This is a genomic window from Brachybacterium endophyticum (assembly GCF_003130585.1).
Taxonomy (GTDB): Bacteria; Actinomycetota; Actinomycetes; order Actinomycetales; family Dermabacteraceae; genus Brachybacterium; species Brachybacterium endophyticum.
In genome coordinates, this window is sequence record NZ_QFKX01000001.1 from 228,830 (window position 1) to 245,864 (window position 17,035).

At 69.9% G+C, this 17,035-nt stretch carries 12 protein-coding genes and 1 pseudogene; 4 read left to right on the forward strand and 9 right to left on the reverse strand.

What is annotated here, in order from left to right:
- Positions 1 to 174: 174 nt before the first annotated feature.
- The 5 genes and pseudogenes from DEO23_RS01020 to DEO23_RS01040 form a co-directional block, all read right to left on the reverse strand.
- Positions 175 to 2,073: a BCCT family transporter gene (locus DEO23_RS01020; protein WP_109274154.1), complete on the reverse strand. Its 1,899-nt coding sequence runs from the start codon at positions 2,071 to 2,073 to the stop codon at positions 175 to 177.
- A 209-nt stretch (positions 2,074 to 2,282) separates the two neighbouring features.
- Positions 2,283 to 3,053 carry an L-ribulose-5-phosphate 4-epimerase gene (locus DEO23_RS01025; RefSeq protein WP_109274155.1) on the reverse strand — a complete coding sequence of 257 codons (771 nt, stop codon included), beginning with the start codon at positions 3,051 to 3,053 and terminating at the stop codon, positions 2,283 to 2,285.
- A gap of 125 nt (positions 3,054 to 3,178) precedes the next feature.
- The gene (locus tag DEO23_RS01030) at positions 3,179 to 4,828 is read right to left on the reverse strand and encodes a xylulokinase (protein WP_109274156.1); all 1,650 of its coding nucleotides are present in this window, start codon (positions 4,826 to 4,828) and stop codon (positions 3,179 to 3,181) included.
- Positions 4,829 to 4,896: 68 nt separating this feature from the next.
- A complete protein-coding gene (locus DEO23_RS01035; RefSeq protein WP_109274157.1) occupies positions 4,897 to 6,018 on the reverse strand; it encodes a permease in 1,122 nt (373 codons plus the stop codon).
- Positions 6,019 to 6,061: 43 nt separating this feature from the next.
- Positions 6,062 to 6,526 (reverse strand): annotated as a pseudogene (locus tag DEO23_RS01040) (substrate-binding domain-containing protein); the annotation flags it as partial.
- Between the two features lie 208 nt (positions 6,527 to 6,734).
- On the opposite strand from DEO23_RS01040, the gene chvE reads away from it, so the two are divergent.
- From chvE to mmsB, 3 genes are all read left to right on the forward strand, one after another.
- The gene (chvE, locus tag DEO23_RS01045; protein WP_165831684.1) at positions 6,735 to 7,901 is read left to right on the forward strand and encodes a multiple monosaccharide ABC transporter substrate-binding protein; all 1,167 of its coding nucleotides are present in this window, start codon (positions 6,735 to 6,737) and stop codon (positions 7,899 to 7,901) included.
- An 80-nt stretch (positions 7,902 to 7,981) separates the two neighbouring features.
- Positions 7,982 to 9,532 carry a multiple monosaccharide ABC transporter ATP-binding protein gene (gene mmsA, locus DEO23_RS01050; protein ID WP_109274158.1) on the forward strand — a complete coding sequence of 517 codons (1,551 nt, stop codon included), beginning with the start codon at positions 7,982 to 7,984 and terminating at the stop codon, positions 9,530 to 9,532.
- Between the two features lie 10 nt (positions 9,533 to 9,542).
- Complete coding sequence (mmsB, locus tag DEO23_RS01055; protein ID WP_109274159.1) at positions 9,543 to 10,724, forward strand: multiple monosaccharide ABC transporter permease; 1,182 nt, start codon at positions 9,543 to 9,545, stop codon at positions 10,722 to 10,724.
- Between the two features lie 124 nt (positions 10,725 to 10,848).
- On the opposite strand, the gene DEO23_RS01060 is transcribed toward mmsB, so the two are convergent.
- The 4 genes from DEO23_RS01060 to DEO23_RS01075 all read right to left on the reverse strand — a co-directional run bounded on the left by DEO23_RS01060 (position 10,849) and on the right by DEO23_RS01075 (position 15,321).
- The gene (locus DEO23_RS01060) at positions 10,849 to 11,772 is read right to left on the reverse strand and encodes a carbohydrate ABC transporter permease (protein WP_109274160.1); all 924 of its coding nucleotides are present in this window, start codon (positions 11,770 to 11,772) and stop codon (positions 10,849 to 10,851) included.
- Between the two features lie 3 nt (positions 11,773 to 11,775).
- Entirely contained in the window at positions 11,776 to 12,762 is a 987-nt protein-coding gene (locus DEO23_RS01065) for a carbohydrate ABC transporter permease (protein ID WP_109274161.1), read from the reverse strand.
- Positions 12,763 to 12,782: 20 nt separating this feature from the next.
- The gene (locus DEO23_RS01070; protein ID WP_165831685.1) at positions 12,783 to 14,147 is read right to left on the reverse strand and encodes an extracellular solute-binding protein; all 1,365 of its coding nucleotides are present in this window, start codon (positions 14,145 to 14,147) and stop codon (positions 12,783 to 12,785) included.
- Positions 14,148 to 14,259: 112 nt separating this feature from the next.
- Entirely contained in the window at positions 14,260 to 15,321 is a 1,062-nt protein-coding gene (locus DEO23_RS01075; RefSeq protein WP_109274162.1) for a LacI family DNA-binding transcriptional regulator, read from the reverse strand.
- A 170-nt stretch (positions 15,322 to 15,491) separates the two neighbouring features.
- On the opposite strand from DEO23_RS01075, the gene arfA reads away from it, so the two are divergent.
- Positions 15,492 to 17,006, forward strand: a complete 1,515-nt coding sequence (arfA, locus tag DEO23_RS01080) for an arabinosylfuranosidase ArfA (RefSeq protein WP_109274163.1) — start codon at positions 15,492 to 15,494, stop codon at positions 17,004 to 17,006.
- Positions 17,007 to 17,035: the final 29 nt, after the last annotated feature.

A 17,035-nucleotide genomic window follows, 5' to 3' on the forward strand; every position in this document is an offset into this window, starting at 1 on the left:
ACGGGAGGGGACCGGACCGCACTGGCCGGTAACAGGGGCACCCCAAGTGTGAACGTTGACATATCGTCGCGTCAATTCTGTCCATGCGCCGACGGGGCGCCGGCCCGGATCCCCGGACTGGCGCCCCGTCGTGGCGTGGGGGTCGGTCGCGCCGTGCGGCCGACCGGGACACGGTCAGGAGCTCTCGGTGGAGCTGCTGTGCCGCGCGGACTTCTCCCCACGCTGGCGGCCCCTGAAGGCGCCGTGTGTGCGGGACAGGCGGTAGTCGATCCGCTCGTCGACGAAGCTGCCCAGCTCCTCGTTCTCGGTCAGGTTCGAGCCGAGCTCGCCGGAGATGTGCCGCGTGACCCGCTCGAGCCGGCGGATCTGCTCGTGCTGCTTGAGCACCGCATGGTCCAGTCCTAGGGCCTTGACCAGCGCCACGCACATCAGCAGCAGGATCACGCAGAAGGGAAGCGCCGTGACCAGCGATCCGGCCTGGAGCGCCTCCAGGCCGCCCGAGAGCAGCAGGGCGATGGCCAGGAAGCCCTCCAGCAGCGCCCACATCACGCGCGACCAGATCGGTGGGTTCGGATGCCCGCCCGATGCGAGCATGTCGACCACCAGCGAGCCCGAGTCAGAGGAGGTGATGAAGAAGATGGCCACCAGGATGATTCCGAGGATCGAGAGCAGGCCCGTCGCCGGGAACCCGTCGAAGATCCTGAACAGCGACTCCTCGGGGGTGATGTCAGCGAGGTCGCCGGCGCCGAACCACTGGCGGTACAGCCCGTTGCCGCCCCAGACGGCGAACCAGATCATGCCGACCAACGACGGCACCAGCAGCACACCCGCGATGAACTGGCGCACCGTGCGGCCGCGGGAGATGCGGGCGATGAACACGCCCACGAACGGCGACCAGGCGATCCACCAGCCCCAATAGAACAGGGTGTTGCCGGCGAACCAGGTCTGGGCGTCCTCGGAGCGCTGGTAGGCGCCCACGTCCAGGGTCAGGTTGAAGAAGTTCCCGAGGTAGATCCCGAGGGACTCCACGAAGTTCTGTGCGAGGAAGACCGTGGGGCCGAAGACGATCGCGGCGATCATCAGCAGGCCGGCGAGGGAGAGGTTCGCGTTGGACAACCACTTGATCCCGGCGCCGACACCGCTGACCACCGACAGCGTGGCCAGGAAGGTGATGCAGACGATCAGGACGATCATGAAGGTGTTGGTGGCCTTGCCGACGAGGCCGATGGCGATCAGGCCGGCGGTGATCTGCTGGACGCCCAGGCCCAACGATGTGGCGATGCCGAAGACCGTGCCGACGATCGCGAGCACGTCGATCACGTCGCCGACCCAGCCCTTGACCCGCTCGCCGAACACGGGCTCCAGAGCCCAGCGGATGGAGACCGGACGCCCGCGCCGGTGCACGGCGTAGGCGACGGCCAGGCCGATCACCGCGTAGGCGGCCCACGGGTGCAGGCCCCAGTGGATGAAGGTCTGGGACATGGCCATGCCGGAGAGCTCGGCGCCTCTCCCGTCCCAACCGGGCTTGACGTTGTTCGTCGTGAAGCCGAGCGGCTCGGCCACGCCGTAGAAGACCAGGCCGATGCCCATCCCGGCGGCGAACAGCATCGCGAACCACGACAGCAGCCCGAACTCGGGCTCGTCGTCGTCGCGGCCGAGTCGGATGCCCCCGTAGGGGGACAGGGCCAGCGCGATCGCGAAGATGACGAAGACCCCGATCGAGAGCATGTAGAACCAACCGAGATCCGCCACCACCCAGTTCTGTGCGCCCGTGAGCGCCGTGTCGATGGCGTCGGGGAAGATCACCGCGAGCAGGGCGATGCCCAGGATGATCACCAATGCGGGGACGAAGACGGCCGGGGCGACCGTGCCGCGGGCGATCCGCGCACCCTGCCGGCGCAGCTTCTGGGTGATCTGGTCGTCGGAGTCCTCGTCCGCGATCTGCAAGGAGCGGGGGAGGTGGACGGTCTCGGGGAGGTGGTCGGGCCACAGGCCCGGTTGGTTCTCCTGTGTCGGGCCCTGTTCCTGGCCGGGCGGGCCGTTCTGTCCGGTGGGGTTCTCGGGCGCACTCATGTGCTGCGTCCTCTCACTGTCAGAGGGTGCCCCGCGGCGCGACGGTGGAAGCGCATCGTCGACGGAGACGAGAAGACGGGCTGCGCACTCGGCACGGCGACGCGGGAGATGCGGGACGAATCGGGCAAGGGGGATTCGATCCTCTCACAGGAATGGGCGTTCGTGCCGTTCGTGCGGCGCGACGGCTGATGCCGCGGGGCGGGCCGACGTCAGGCGCCGGTGCGCTCGGGGTCGGTCGGATCCTGGCCGTAGACGTTCTGGTAGCGCTCGAAGAGGGAGTCGACCTGGGTCTGCGCGATCGGCAGCGGTTCGCCGAGCTGACGGGAGACGTGCACCGTGCGGGCGACCTCCTCGCACATGACGGCCGCCTTCACGGCGTCGCGGGCGTCCTTGCCGATGGTGAAGGGGCCGTGGTTCTGCATCAGGACCGCTCGCGAGCGGGAGTCGCGGAGGGTCTCGACGATGCCCCGGCCGATCGAGTCGTCGCCGATCACGGCGAAGGGGCCCACCGGGATCGGGCCGCCGAACTCGTCGGCCATCATCGTCAGCACGCAGGGGATCTCCTCGGCGCGCGCCGCCCAGGCGGTTGCGTAGGTCGAGTGGGTGTGCACGACCCCTCCGACCTGCGGCATGTGCGCGTAGACGTAGGCGTGGGCCGCGGTGTCGGAGGAGGGGGAGAGCACGTCGGGCGTGCCGTCCTCGATCTTGCGACCGTCCAGCGTGCACACGACCATCGCCTCGGGCGAGAGCACGTCGTAGGAGACGCCCGAGGGCTTGATGACGAGCAGCCCGGGCACCTCGCCCGTGCCCGGATCGCTTTCGGCGGTGCCCGTGCCGGGTACCCGCTCGGAGACGTTCCCGGCGGTCCAGACCACCAGGCCGTTGCGGGGCAGCTCCGCGTGCAGGGCGGCGACGCGTTCACGGGTCGCCGCGACGGCCTTCTGCACGTCCCGGGGCAGATCGGTGAGGGCGAGGGTCATGAAGTCTCCTGGCGACGATGGCAACGTTCACACTATGGGGCCGACGGGCGTCGCGCAAGACGACGCACGGGGTCGACGGGGCGCGATGACCTGCGCAGCAGTCCTGCGCGGTCGCCGCGGCGAGGTCAGTCGATCGACTCCCCGGCGAGCCGCTCGACGGGCAGCGCGTCGCGGTAGGAGCGCAGCCACTCGGCGTAGCCCTTCGCGCCCTCCGTCGTCGGCTCGAGGGTCCTGACCTCCTGGGAGGCGAAGACCTCGTCGGCCAGGAAGCCCGCGAGCGCGTCGGTGGGGGAGGAGTCGTCCCCGCCCTGGGCCCGGCGTGCGGTGTGGGCCGCGAGCAGTGCCATCCCCCAGGCGCCGCCCTCGCCGGCCGATTCGCCGAGGGCGACCGGGGTGCGCAGGGCGTCGGCGAGGACCTGCTGGGCGACGCCCTGGGTGCGGAAGATGCCGCCGTGGGCGTACATGACGTCCAGGCCCACCTTCTCCTCCTCGAGCAGCACCTCCATGCCCACCGCGAGCGCCCCGAAGGCGCCGTGCAGCTGGGCGCGCATCAGGTTCTCGAGCGTGAAGTCGGCCTGCTGGGTGCGCACGAGCAGGGGGCGGCCCGAGGCGACACCCGTCTGGTGCTCGCCCGAGAGGTAGTTGAAGGACAGGACGCCGCCGGCGTCGGCCGCGCCGTCGGCCCCGGCCGCGAACAGCGTCGCGTAGAGCTCCTCGGTGTCGACGTCCTTGCCCAGCAGCTGCGCGAACCGGGAGAAGACCCCCAGCCACTGGTCGAGGTCGCCGGTGCAGTTGTTGGTGTGGATCATCGCGACCGGGTCGCCCGAGGGCGTGGTGACCATGTCGATCTCCTCGCGGGGCGTCGACAGCCCGCCCTCGAGGACGACCATCGCGAAGGCGCTGGTGCCGGCACTGACGTTGCCGGTGCGCGGGGTGATCGCCTGCGTGGCGACCATGCCGGTGCCCGCGTCGCCCTCGGGTGGGGCGGTGATGGCGCCGGCCTCGAGGGTGCCGCTGGGATCCAGGAGCTTCGCCCCCTCCTCGCTCAGCGTCCCGGCGTCCTGGCCGGCCACGAGCACCTCGGGGAGCAGGTCCGCGAGGTCCCACGGGACGTCGGCCACGGCGTCCAGGTTCGCGAAGGTGCTCAGCAGCTCGCGGTCGTAGTCGACCCCGTCGGTCCCGGAGGCGATCGGGAACATGCCGCTGGCATCGCCCACGCCCAGCACGGCGCGACCGGTCAGGGCGCGGTGCACGTGCCCCGCGAGGGTCGTGATCGCGGCGACCTGGTCGACGTGCTCCTCCCGGCCCAGCACCGCGTGCAGCAGGTGCGAGACGCTCCAGCGCAGCGGGATGTTCTGCCCGAACGCCTCGGAGAGCATCGAGGCGGCGTCACCGGTGTAGGTGTTGCGCCAGGTGCGGAAGGGCGTGAGCAGCTCGCCCTTCTCGTCCAGGGCGATGTAGCCGTGCATCATCGCGGAGATTCCGAGGGACCCCAGGCGGGCGAGGGCGACGTCGTACTCGGAGCGCACGGTCTCGGCGAGATCGGAGAAGCACGCGGCCAGCCCCTCCCAGACGGCCTCCATCGGATAGGTCCAGCTGTCGTCGACCAGCTGGTTCTCCCAGGCGAAGGAGCCGGTGGCGAGCAGCTCCCCGCCCTCGTCGACCAGGGCGGCCTTGATCCGGGTCGATCCCAGCTCGATGCCCAGATGGGCATGTCCCTCGGAGATGAGGGTCGCGGCATCGGGTCGGCTCCGGGTCACAGTCTCGTGGGTCATGCGCCCATTCGATCAGGTTCCGCTGGAAAAGGCGACGCGGCCACGGCGGGCGCAGCCCACCTCCCGGATCATGAGACGGCCAGCAGCGCTCCCGCGACCACTCCGGCGACGAGCACGGCCCCCGCGATGCCCGTCGAGGCACGCCACGAGAGGGACCTGCCCACCATCACCAGCGAGGGGAGGCTGACGGCGCTCAGGCAGATCAGCGCGATGCCCTGCGCCCACGGGCTCCCACCCAGCGCCGCGAGCGCGAGCAGCACCGGGATCTCCCCGGCCGTCGGGATCACCATCAGCACGGCGATCACCGCGAACACGAGCACCGCGAGGAGACCCCAGTGGATCGAGTCCAGCCGCCAGCCGCCCAGGTGCAGCACCACCCCGACCACGAACACGAGGCCGAGGTACTCAGGAACCAGACGCACCGCGAGTCGCCCGAACTCCCGGCCGAAGCGCAGCAGGGCCCTCGTCACGGCTCCCGCTCCGCCGCTCGCGGGCTCGGCCGCGCTGGCGGCCCCGGTGACGGTCCCGCCCGCGGCGGCCGTCGCGGCAGCGCCCAGATACCCGTCGACGGTCGCCCGCGGCGCCAGGCGCCCTGCGAGCGCTGCGGCGCCCGCCATCAGGGCGATGCCGATCACGACCCGCACGGCAGCCCACTGCCACGGGCCGATCAGCGCGAGGAAGACGATCACCGCCGGGTTCAGCACCGGGTTGGCCAGCCAGAACGCCGCTGCGGCGCGCACCGGCACTCCGGAGCGGCGCAGACCCACCACCACCGGCGCGGTACAGCAGGTGCACATCATCGCGGGCACGCCGGCGAGGGCTGCGCGGGTCGCCCCGCGGCCGCCCGCGATCAGCCGCGCGAGACGCTCGGGTCCCAGGAAGGCCTGCACGGCGGCGGAGATCAGCAGGGCGACCAGCAGGGCCCTCCAGATCGCGAGGGTGTAGGTGACGAGGAAGTCCCACCCGCCCTGCCACCACGTCGGTGCATCGACCGCCGTGTCCGAGAGCACCGATCCATCCCACTGGCCACCCTCGGCGAGGCCGATGGTCTTCAGCGTGTACGGGAACCACTTGGCCCACAGCAGCCCCAGGACGGTGATCAGCAGGACCGCCAGCACGGGTCCGAGGAAGCGCCACGACGGGCGCGACCAGGTGGGTCCGGGTGAGGAGGAAGCCGGGGTCGAGCTCATGAGCCGGAGCCTACCTGCGAGCGGTCCCCGGAGAACGAGCAGGTCAGGAGGCCCGGACGCTCGACTCCCGCACCACCAGCTGCGGCGCGAGGGGCGCCGTGACCTCGTCGCTCGCGGCGCGTGAGTTGCTCTCCGCGCCGGCCTCGCGAGCGTCGAGCCTCGCCACCAGGCGCTCGACCGCTGTCTCGCCGAGACCCGCGAAGGGCTGGGTCACCGAGGTGAGCGAGGGGGTGGTGAAGGGGGCGCCCTCGATGTCGTCGAAGCCCACCAGGGCGACGTCGCCGGGCACGTCGATGCCGTGCTCCCGCAGGGCCCGCAGGATCCCGATCGCCATCAGGTCGTTGCCCGCGAAGATCGCGTCGGGCAGCGGCATGGCGGCGATCTCCGTGTCGATGCGGTGGGCGGAGCGTGCCGACCAGTCGCCGGGAGCGGTGCATCCGCCGTCCGCCTCGAGGTCGTCCAGCGCCTCCTCGCGCGGAGCCGTCCGGAGAACGTTACGGGCTCGTGACCTCCAGGGAGGCGCGGGGGCTTGCGCGACGTGGCGATGTGAACGTTATCATCCAGGTGCTCCGTGCCACGGAAACCGGGTTCGTCGACGAACCCGGCCACCAGGTGGCGGACACCGCCGACGCCCGCCGCAGACCCGCGCCGGAACCAGCGGAGCAGCCCAGAGCGCCCGAGCTCATGCCCGGACGATCGTCTCGAGGAGGAGACCCATGTCCCGCAATCCCCTGCACAGCAGAAGAACGTTCCTCGTCGGCGCCGGCTCCGTGGGGGCGGCCGCCGCGCTCGCCGCCTGCTCCGGTGGAGGCGCCGGATCCTCCGGCCCCGACACCGATGCCGATCCCAAGGACCAGACCATCGGCGTGGCGATGCCGACCCAGACCTACGAGCGCTGGGTCCAGGACGGCAAGAACATCAAGAAGTCGCTCGAGAAGGAGGGGTACAAGGTCACCCTCCAGTACGCCGACGACGACATCCCCACCCAGTCCCAGCAGATCGACCAGATGGTCACCAAGGGTGTCGCCGCCCTGGTCATCGCCTCGATCGACGGCTCGGCGCTGACCAGCCAGCTGGACGCCGCCAAGTCCGCGGGGATCCCCGTGATCTCCTACGACCGCCTGCTGACCAACAGCGAGAACGTCGACTTCTACGTCACCTTCGACAACTACAAGGTGGGCGTCACCCAGGCCAACTCCCTGCTGTTCGGGCTGGGCCTGGTCGACAAGGACTTCAAGAAGGCGAAGGACGCCCCCAAGGGTCCGCTGAACGTGGAGCTGTTCGCCGGGTCGCTCGACGACAACAACGCCCACCTGTTCTGGAAGGGTGCGATGGACACCCTCAAGCCGTACCTGGACGACGGCACCCTCGAGGTGCCCTCGAAGCAGACGGACATCGAGCAGTGCGCGATCCAGCGCTGGGAGCAGGAGACCGCCCAGAAGCGCATGGAGAACCTGCTGACGACCCACTACAAGGGCGACAAGCAGGTCGACGGCGTGCTCGCCCCGGCCGACCCTCTCTCGCGCGGCATCATCAACGCCCTGGAGAACGACGGTCGCGGCAAGACCATCAAGGACGGCCTGCCGATCATCACCGGTCAGGATGCCGAGATCGCCTCGGTCAAGCTGATCGCCGACAACGTGCAGTACTCGACCATCTTCAAGGACACCCGCAAGCTGGCCGACCAGGCCGTGGTGGCGGCGAAGGCCTACCTCGAGGGCAAGGAGCCCGAGGCCAACGACACCAAGACCTACGACAACGGCTCGAAGGTCGTCCCGTCCTACCTGCTGCCCGTCGAGATGGTCCTCGAGGACAACTACGAGAAGGTCCTCGTGGACACCGGCTACTACACCGATGAGCAGGTCGAGAAGGGCCAGGCCTGACCTCGGACCGGCCGCGGGGGCGTGCGTCGGCCACGACCACGCGCGCCCCCGCGGGCTTCCCCTGCCCGAAGGAGGGCACGATGAACGACAGCATCCTCGAGATGCGCTCCATCACCAAGCGATTCCCCGGTGTGACGGCTCTGAAGGACGTCTCACTGGGGGTCCGCGAGGGCGAGATCCACGGCATCTGCGGCGAGAACGGCGCCGGCAAGTCCACGCTCATGAAGGTGCTCTCGGGCGTCGAGCCCGCCGGCACCTACGAGGGCGAGATCCACTTCCGCGGCCAGCCCGTGGCCTTCCACTCGGTCAACGACTCCGAGGCCCAGGGGATCGTCATCATCCACCAGGAGCTGGCCCTCGTCCCGCACCTGACGATCGCCGAGAACATCTTCCTGGGCAACGAGCGCTCCCGCAGCGGCATCATCAGCTGGGGCGAGACCAACGCCCAGGCCGCGAAGCTGATGCGGCGCGTCGGTCTGGACGAGAACCCGGTAACGCCCGTCGGCCAGCTCGGCGTGGGCAAGCAGCAGCTGGTCGAGATCGCCAAGGCGCTCTCGAAGAACGTGCGGCTGCTGATCCTCGACGAGCCCACCGCGGCACTGAACGACGACGACTCCGAGCACCTGCTGGGGCTCATCCGCGACCTGCGCGACGAGCAGGGCGTCACCTCGATCATCATCTCCCACAAGCTCGGGGAGATCGCCGAAATCGCCGACACCACGACCGTCATCCGCGACGGCTCCACGATCGAGACCGTCGACATGCACGGCGGGGGCACCGGCCCCTCGGGCCGCGCCCTCATCCCCCGGATCATCAAGGGGATGGTCGGCCGGGACATGGACAGCATGTTCCCCGAGCGCAGCGCCGAGATCGGCGAGGAGGTGCTGCGGATCGAGGACTGGCACGTCACGCACCCCACCCAGCCCGACCGCACCCTGATCGACGGCGTCTCGATCACCGCCCGCGCCGGCGAGGTCGTCGGCATCGCGGGCCTGATGGGCGCCGGGCGCACCGAGCTCGCGATGAGCGTCTTCGGCCGCTCCTACGGCCGGGAGATCAGCGGCCAGGTGTTCATGCACGGGCGCCCGGCGAACACCAAGGGCGTGGCCGACGCGATCGCCAGCGGCATCGCCTACGTCAGCGAGGACCGCAAACGCTATGGGCTGAACCTGATCCAGGACGTGCGGCGCAACATCAGCGCCGCGGCGCTGGGGAAGGTCTCGCGCAGCGGCTGGATCGACGGCAACCAGGAGATCTCCGTCGCCGAGCGCTACCGCCGGTCGCTGAACATCAAGACGCCGACGGTCCTGTCCACCGTCGGCCAGCTCTCGGGCGGGAACCAGCAGAAGGTCGCGCTCAGCAAGTGGCTGTTCACCGGGCCCGACGTGCTGATCCTCGACGAGCCCACGCGCGGCGTCGACGTCGGCGCGAAGTACGAGATCTACACGCTGATCAACGAGCTCGCCGAGCAGGGGAAGGCGATCATCGTGATCTCCTCCGAGCTGCCCGAGGTGATGGGCCTCGCCGATCGCATCTACACACTGTCCGCCGGCCGCATCACCGGTGAGGTGAGCGCCGCGGACGCCACGCAGGAGCACCTGATGGAGCTCATGACCATGGAGAGGGAGTGAGGGACGGACGATGGCCGGAACCTCCGATATCAAGGGCCTGCTCACCCGCAACGTCCGCCAGAGCGGCATCTACATCGCATTCGTGTTCATCGTGCTGCTGTTCACGGTGCTCACCGGCGGCTCGCTGCTGAGCCCGGGCAACCTGACGAACCTGATCCTGCAGTACTCCTACATCCTGATCCTCGCGATCGGGATGGTGCTGATCATCGTCGCCGGGCACATCGACCTGTCGGTCGGCTCGGTCGTCGCCTTCACCGGCGCCGTCGCCGCGGTGGTGGTCGTCCAGCACGGACTGCCCTGGTGGCTGGGGATCCTCGCCGCTCTCGGCGTGGGCGTCCTGGTCGGGCTGTGGCAGGGGTTCTGGGTCGCGATCGTCGGCATCCCCGCCTTCATCGTGACCCTCGCGGGCATGCTGATCTTCCGCGGCATGACCATGCAGACCCTGGGGAACGTCTCCCTCTCGCCCTTCCCCTCGTCGTACCAGAAGATCGCCGGCGGCTTCGTCAACGGCCTGTTCGGCGGGCCCGGGTACGACGTGTTCACCCTGGTGCTCGCCGCCGCGGTGGTCGTGGTCTTCGCCCTCCAGCAGTGGCGCGCGCGCCTGGCGAAGCTCACGTACGACCAGGCCGTCGAGGCGCTGTGGATCTTCGGGATCAAGGTCGCCGCCGTCGCGATCGTGATCATGGCCTTCGCCTGGCAGATCGCCCACGCCCGCGGTCTGCCGATGGTGCTGATCCTGCTGGCCGCCCTGATCCTCATCTACTCCTTCGTCAGCCAGCAGACCGTGTTCGGCCGCCACATCTACGCGATGGGCGGGAACCTGCAGGCGGCACGCCTCTCCGGCGTCAAGACGAAGCTCGTGAACATGATGCTGTTCGTGAACATGGGGCTGCTCTCCGCGATCGCGGGCATCGTCTACTCGGCCCGTTCGAACTCGGCGCAGCCGGGCGCGGGCAACATGTTCGAGTTGGACGCGATCGCGGCCGCCTTCATCGGCGGAGCGGCCGTCAGCGGCGGCGTCGGCAAGGTGCAGGGCGCGATCATCGGTGGTCTGATCATGGCCGTGATGTCCAACGGCATGCAGATCATGGGCATCGGCCAGTCCACCCAGTCGATCGTGCGTGGTGTGGTGCTGATCCTCGCCGTCGCCTTCGACGTCTACAACAAGAAGCGCGCGGGCTCGGAGAGCTGAGCACGTCGACGGGGCCGGGCCGGGAGCGCTGCTCCCGGCCCGGCGCCGTTCGCATGTCGGCGCGCCGCGTCGGCAGGCCGGCCGCTGGGCCCTCGGGCCGACGGCCCGTCAGCGCTCGAGCCCGTCAGCCCTTCAGCCCGGTGCCCGCGACGCCCTCGACGATCTGGCGCTGGAAGACCAGGTAGAGCATCACCAGGGGGAGGGCGGCCAGGACGGCGCCGGCCTGGATGTCGGCGTATCGCTGGCCGAAGCTGCCCTGGACCGTGGCCAGCCCCACCGGGATCGTCATCAGGTTGGGGTTGGTCAGCACGAACAGCGGCAGCAGCAGGTTGTTCCACACGCCCACGAAGGTGAGGATCGCGACCGCCGCGATCACCGGGCGCGAGAGCGGCAGGATCACCGACCAGAAGATCTTCCACAGCCCGGCACCGTCGATGCGGGCGGCCTCCTCGAGCTCGCGAGGGATCCCGTCGAAGAACTGCTTGAAGATGAACACCGAGATCACCGCCGGGACCTGCGGGAAGATCACCGCCCAGTAGGTGTTCAGCAGGTTCACCGCCCCCAGCATCTCGAAGATGGGGACGATGAGCACCTGGCTGGGGATCATGATCCCCAGAAGGATCAGCAGCATCACCGTGGTGCGCCCGCGGAAGCGCAGACGCGAGAGGGCGTAGGCCGCCATTGCCGAGAAGAGGACCGTCAGCACCGTGGTGATGATGCAGGTGACGGCGCTGGCGAGGTACCAGTTCCAGATGTCGCCCGCCCCGAACAGGGTCGAGTACGAGTGCAGCGTCGGATACCAGTGCGAGAGGATCTCGCTCGCCCCCAGCGAGGCCACCCCGTTGTCGGAGAGCGAGGTCTTCAGTGCGAACAGGCTCGGGATCAGCCAGATCGCCGCGAAGGCCAGGAGCACGACCCAGGTGACGACGGTGAACGTGCGTCCGCTGATGCCGGCGCCCGCGCCCGAGGGGCGGCGCGGGGGAGCGGCGGCGCTGATGCCTGCGCCCGGACGGGTGGAGCGGCGAGGACTCGCGGAGGTGGTGGTCATGGCTCAGGCCTCCTGGTCGCGGCGGGCGGCCACACGCTCGACGATCTCGCGGATCACGGCGATGGCGACGATGATGACGAACAGCAGCACCGAGGCGGCCGAGGCGGCGCCGATGCGGTTGTCGGTGAAGGCCGTGCCCGTGATCAGCCCGAGGCTGACCTGCGTGGACACGCCCGGCCCGCCCGAGGTCATCAGGTAGACCTGGTCGAAGATCTTCAGGCTCGCGATGATCTGCAGCAGGATCACCAGGGTCGTCGTGCGCCGCAGCAGGGGCACCGTGACGTGGCGGATCTGCTGCCAGGTGGTCGCGCCGTCGACCGCCGCCGCCTCGTAGAGCTCGCGGGGGATGTCCTGCAGCCCGGCGAGGTAGAGGATGAAGTTGAAGCCGATCGTCCACCACACGGTCGCGATCGCGATGCCCACCATCGCGCTCTTCGGATCGGCCAGGATGCCGGATCCCGGGGTGAACCCGAGCAGCGACTGCACGCTCGCCCACAGGCCCGTCGCCGGGGTGAAGATGAAGACCCAGATCAGCGAGATCGTGGCCGAGGGCAGGATGAACGGCAGGAAGAATGCGAGGCGGAAGAACCACTGCCCGCGGCGCAGACGGTTGGTGAGCACCGCGAACACGAACGCGAGGATCACCAGAGGCGGCACCGTGTAGAGCGTGAACTGCAGGGTGTGCCACAGCGCCGACCAGAAGTCCGCGCGGCTGAACATCTCGACGTAGTTGTCCAGGCCGGCGAAGCTGCCCAAGCCCGAGTGCACGAGCGAGGTGTTGAAGAAGCTCGCCACGAACATCCAGACCGTCGGCCCCAGCAGGAACGCCAGATAGAACAGGCCGAACGGGGCGATGAACAGCCAGGCGCCGGGCCCGGTGCCCCGGTCCGAGGGGCGTCCCCGGCGGTCGGATCGGCGTCGGGAGCCGCCGCGGATCGACGTCCCGGCGAGGCTCCCGGCCGACGGGGACGGGGTGGAGGCAGTGGTCATCAGGCGTGCGTCCCTTCGTCTCAGAGCGGGCTGGGGGTGTCGACGTAGGTCGAGAGGCGTTCGCGGATCGCCGCCAGGGCTGCCTTCGGCGACATCGCCCCCTGCTGGACGAGCGCGAGCTGCGCCCCGACGGTGTCCTCGAACGTCGATCCGGATCCGCCGTACCAGGCCGCGTCGTCGTAGAAGGCGTGCTCGGCGGCGGAGGCGTAGTCGGACTGCGGGGTCAGCTCCGCGTACTCCGCGCTGTCGAAGGTGGGCAGGTACGCGGGGACGTGGCCTCCCTGCGCCCAGGTCATCGACTGCTCGAGCATGGTCTTGATGAAGCCCAGCGCCTGCTCGAGCTGCGCGGGAGTGCGGTCCTTCCTCGGGAGCACGAAGGTGTGGGAGTCCGCGTGGGCCGCCGGGCGGTCGAACAGCGTGGGGATCGGTGCCATGCCGAACCTCAGATCCTCGATGGCCTGGAAGGTGCTGATCTCCCATTCGCCCTGCAGATAGATACCGGCCTTGCCGGTCGCCATCTCCGTCTGGGAGCCCGCGTAGTCGATGCCGCGGTTCAGCCAGCCCTTGGAGACCCAGCGGGTGAGGCGGTCGGTGATGTCCCGGTAGAGGTTCTCGTTCACGGAGATCCTCGCGCCGTCGTCGGCGAGGAAGGGGGTGGCGTCCTGGTGCTGGTTGTACAGGGTCCAGAACAGTCGCCACGGGGTCGCCGTCTCGCTCACGTTCGCCGACGTCAGCGCCCCGGCACCGGTGACCCCCTTGATCTCCTCGAGCGCCGCCTCGAAGGTGTCGATCCCGCTCAGGTCGGTGAGCGTGCCGTCGGACTCCAGCAGCCCGGCCTTCGTCAGCACGTCGGTGTTGTAGAACATCACGAAGGGGTGGGTGTCCAGCGGGATCGCGATGGTCTTCCCGTCGGTGACCTGCGCCTTCCAGGCCTTGGCGTTGAAGTCCTTCTCGCTCAGGCCCACGCTCGCGAGGTCCTGGTCGCTGATCGGGTCCAGCACCCCTCCGTCCCACAGCGGCTTCGCGCGGGTCAGATGGGCGACCGCGACGTCCGGCGGCTGGTTCCCCTCGGTGGCCAGGGTGACCTTGGAGTAATACGGATTCCCCCAGGTCAGCGTCGTCGCCTGCAGGGCCGAGGCGCCGCCGTGGGCCTTCTCGTAGACCTTCTCCATGTCCTGCATGCGGCCACCGTCGCCGCCGCCGAACAGGTTCCAGAACACGAGGGTCTCAGGCGCCACCTCGGCGCCGACGAACCCTGCGCCGAGCGGTGAGGAGCAGGCGGAGAGCGGTGCCGACAGGGCCAGGGCCGCGCCGCCGCCGAGCAGGGCGCGTCGGCCGATAAGGCGCCCCCGGCCAGGGGACCCGATGGTGGTGCGTGCACGCATGGGCATCACTCCGTCGTGGATCAGGAGCACGATGTGAACGTGGTCCAGAGCATCTTTGCAACGTTGACACTACACGCGGTGCGAGCGATCGCAAGGGGTCGGCGGCGCCGGGTCAGGGCTGCGGCGAGCTCTCGCGGGCCACCAGCCGATGGGGCGCCGTGATCGTCCGCGATGCTCCCTCGTAACCGTTGATCCGCTCGATCAGCATGTCCAACGCGGTCCTGACCAGGAACTCCTTGTCCGGCCTGATCGTGGTCAGCGCCGGGTGCGAGAACGACGCCTCCGGGCTGTCGTCGTAGCCGACCACCGCGACGTCCTCGGGGACGGAGCGCCCGTGGTCGCGCAGCCCGGCCAGCGCGCCGAGGGCGATCTCGTCGTTTCCGCACACCAGCCCGTCGAGATCGGGGTGGGTCTCCAGCAGGCGGTGCACCGCCTCGCGGCCGTCCGCGCGGTGCCAGTCGCCGACCTCCACGATCGGGGACCGGCTCGGGTCCTGGTCGTGGCGCCAGAGCGCCTGGCGGAAGCCCTCGATGCGCAGGCCGGAGGAGCTGTGCGGCGCGGGGTCCTTGCGCCCCATCGCGCCCACGAAGGCGAGCCGTGTGCGACCGCCTTCGAGGAGGTGGGCGGTGGCGTCGGCCGTCGCCCGGGTGTTGTCGATGCGCACGTAGTCCGAGCCCGGCGGCAGGTGGGCGTCCGAGAGGTGCTCGCCGATGAACACGGTGGGCTGGTCGACGTGCTCCATCTGCGCGAGGTAGTCCTCGCCCACGTGCATCGGGTTGAAGATGATGCCGTCCCCCAGGCGCCGGCGGAAACCGCGCAGCACCTCGATCTCCTCGTCGCGACCTGCGGAGGTGGTGTGCAGGACGACCGTGCGGCCGCGTCCCTGGGCCTCGTCGATGAAGGTCTGGGCGAGGTGGGAGAAGTAGCTGAAGGTCAGGGACGGCACCGCGAGGGTCACGATCCCGCTGGCCCCGGTGCGCAGCTGCTGGGCGGCCAGCTGCGGCCGGTACCCCGTGGCCGCGATGGCGTCCTGGACCCGGGCGCGGGTGCTGGGCCGCACGTGCGGGTAGTCGTTGACGACGTTGGAGACGGTCTTGATGGAGACCTCCGCGATCTCGGCGACGTCGCGCAGTGTGGGCGGGCGGCGGCGTGCGTGCGAGGAGGTCGTGGACATGGGCCGATTGTGCCACCGACGTCGGCGGTGTCCGGGGGAGACGGGGTCCCTTGACGGTCCCCGGTGCCCGTGGTTGGCTGATCTGCAACGTTGTACAGCGAGGATGCTGAACCGCGGGTGACCGCCCGGGGGAGCGCGCATCCTCCGCGTCACCGAGAGGCCCCGCCACGATGAGCCGAACCGTCACCCTCGCGCTGCACCCCGCCTTCCGTATCGCCCCGGTGCGCCGACGCACCTTCGGCGCCTTCGTCGAGCACCTGGGGCGCTGCGTCTACGGCGGGATCCACGAACCCGGCCACCCTGCGGCCGATGAGGACGGCTTCCGCGCCGACGTGCTCGAGCTGACGCGCGAGCTCGGCGTGAGCAGCGTGCGCTACCCGGGCGGCAACTTCGTCTCCGGGTACCGCTGGGAGGACGGCGTGGGCCCCGTCGAGCAGCGCCCCGTGCGCCACGACCTCGCCTGGCACTCGACCGAGCCGAACACGGTGGGGCTCGACGAGTTCCTGACCTGGGCCGAGCGCGCTGGTGTCGAGCCGATGTACGCGGTCAACCTGGGCACCCGCGGTGTCGCCGAGGCGCTCGAGGTCCTCGAGTACGCGAACGCCCCCGCCGGCACGACCCTCTCCGACGCCCGCGCGGCCAACGGTCATCCCGAGCCCTACGGGATCCGCATGTGGTGCCTGGGCAACGAGATGGACGGCCCCTGGCAGACCGGCCACAAGACCGCCGAGGAGTACGCGCGCACCGCGACCGAGACCGCCCGCGCCATGCGCCAGGAGGACCCGGACCTCGAGCTCATCGTGTGCGGCTCCTCCGGATCCCAGATGCCCACCTTCGGAGCCTGGGAGTCGACCGTCCTCACCGAGGCCTACGAGCTCGTCGACATGGTCTCCGCCCACGCCTACTACGCCGAGAAGGACGGCGACTCCGCCTCGTTCCTCGCCTCGGCCGACGACATGGACCACTTCATCGACGCCGTCGTCGCCACCGCCGACCACGTGCGCGCGAAGCTCAAGGCCGACAAGCGCATCATGGTCAGCTTCGACGAGTGGAACGTCTGGTACCAGCATCGCGCGGAATCCCGACCGCCCAGCGGCGAGGACTGGCCGGTGGCCCCGGTGCTGCTGCAGGACACCTACAACGCCATGGACGCCGTCGTCGTCGGCAGCCTGCTGATCTCCCTGTTGCGCCACAGCGACCGCGTCGCCTCGGCCTCCCTGGCCCAGCTGGTCAACGTGATCGCCCCGATCATGACCGAGCCCGGCGGGAAGGCGTGGCGCCAGACCACCTTCCATCCCTTCGCCCTCACCTCGCGCCACGCGCGCGGGGACGTGCTGGAGGTCCGTCTGGACGCCCCGAGCTTCGCCAACGAGCGCTTCGGCGAGTCGACCTCGGCCGACGCCGTCGCCACCTGGGACGAGCAGAACGGGGACCTCACCGTCTTCGTCGTCAACCGTGATCCCGACCGGGACCTCGACCTCGCCGTGGACCTCGGCGACTTCGGGCAGCTCGCTCTGACCGAGGCGCTCACCCTGCACCACGCCGATCCCTACACGGCGAACACGGCCGAGGAACCTGATGCCGTCGCCCCGCAGGTCAACGAGTCGGTCGCGCTCCAGGACGGTCGGCTGAGCGGCACGCTGCCCGCGATCTCCTGGAGCATCGTCCGCCTGCACCGTGCCTGAGACCATCCGGGCCTCGCCCCTCGACAAGG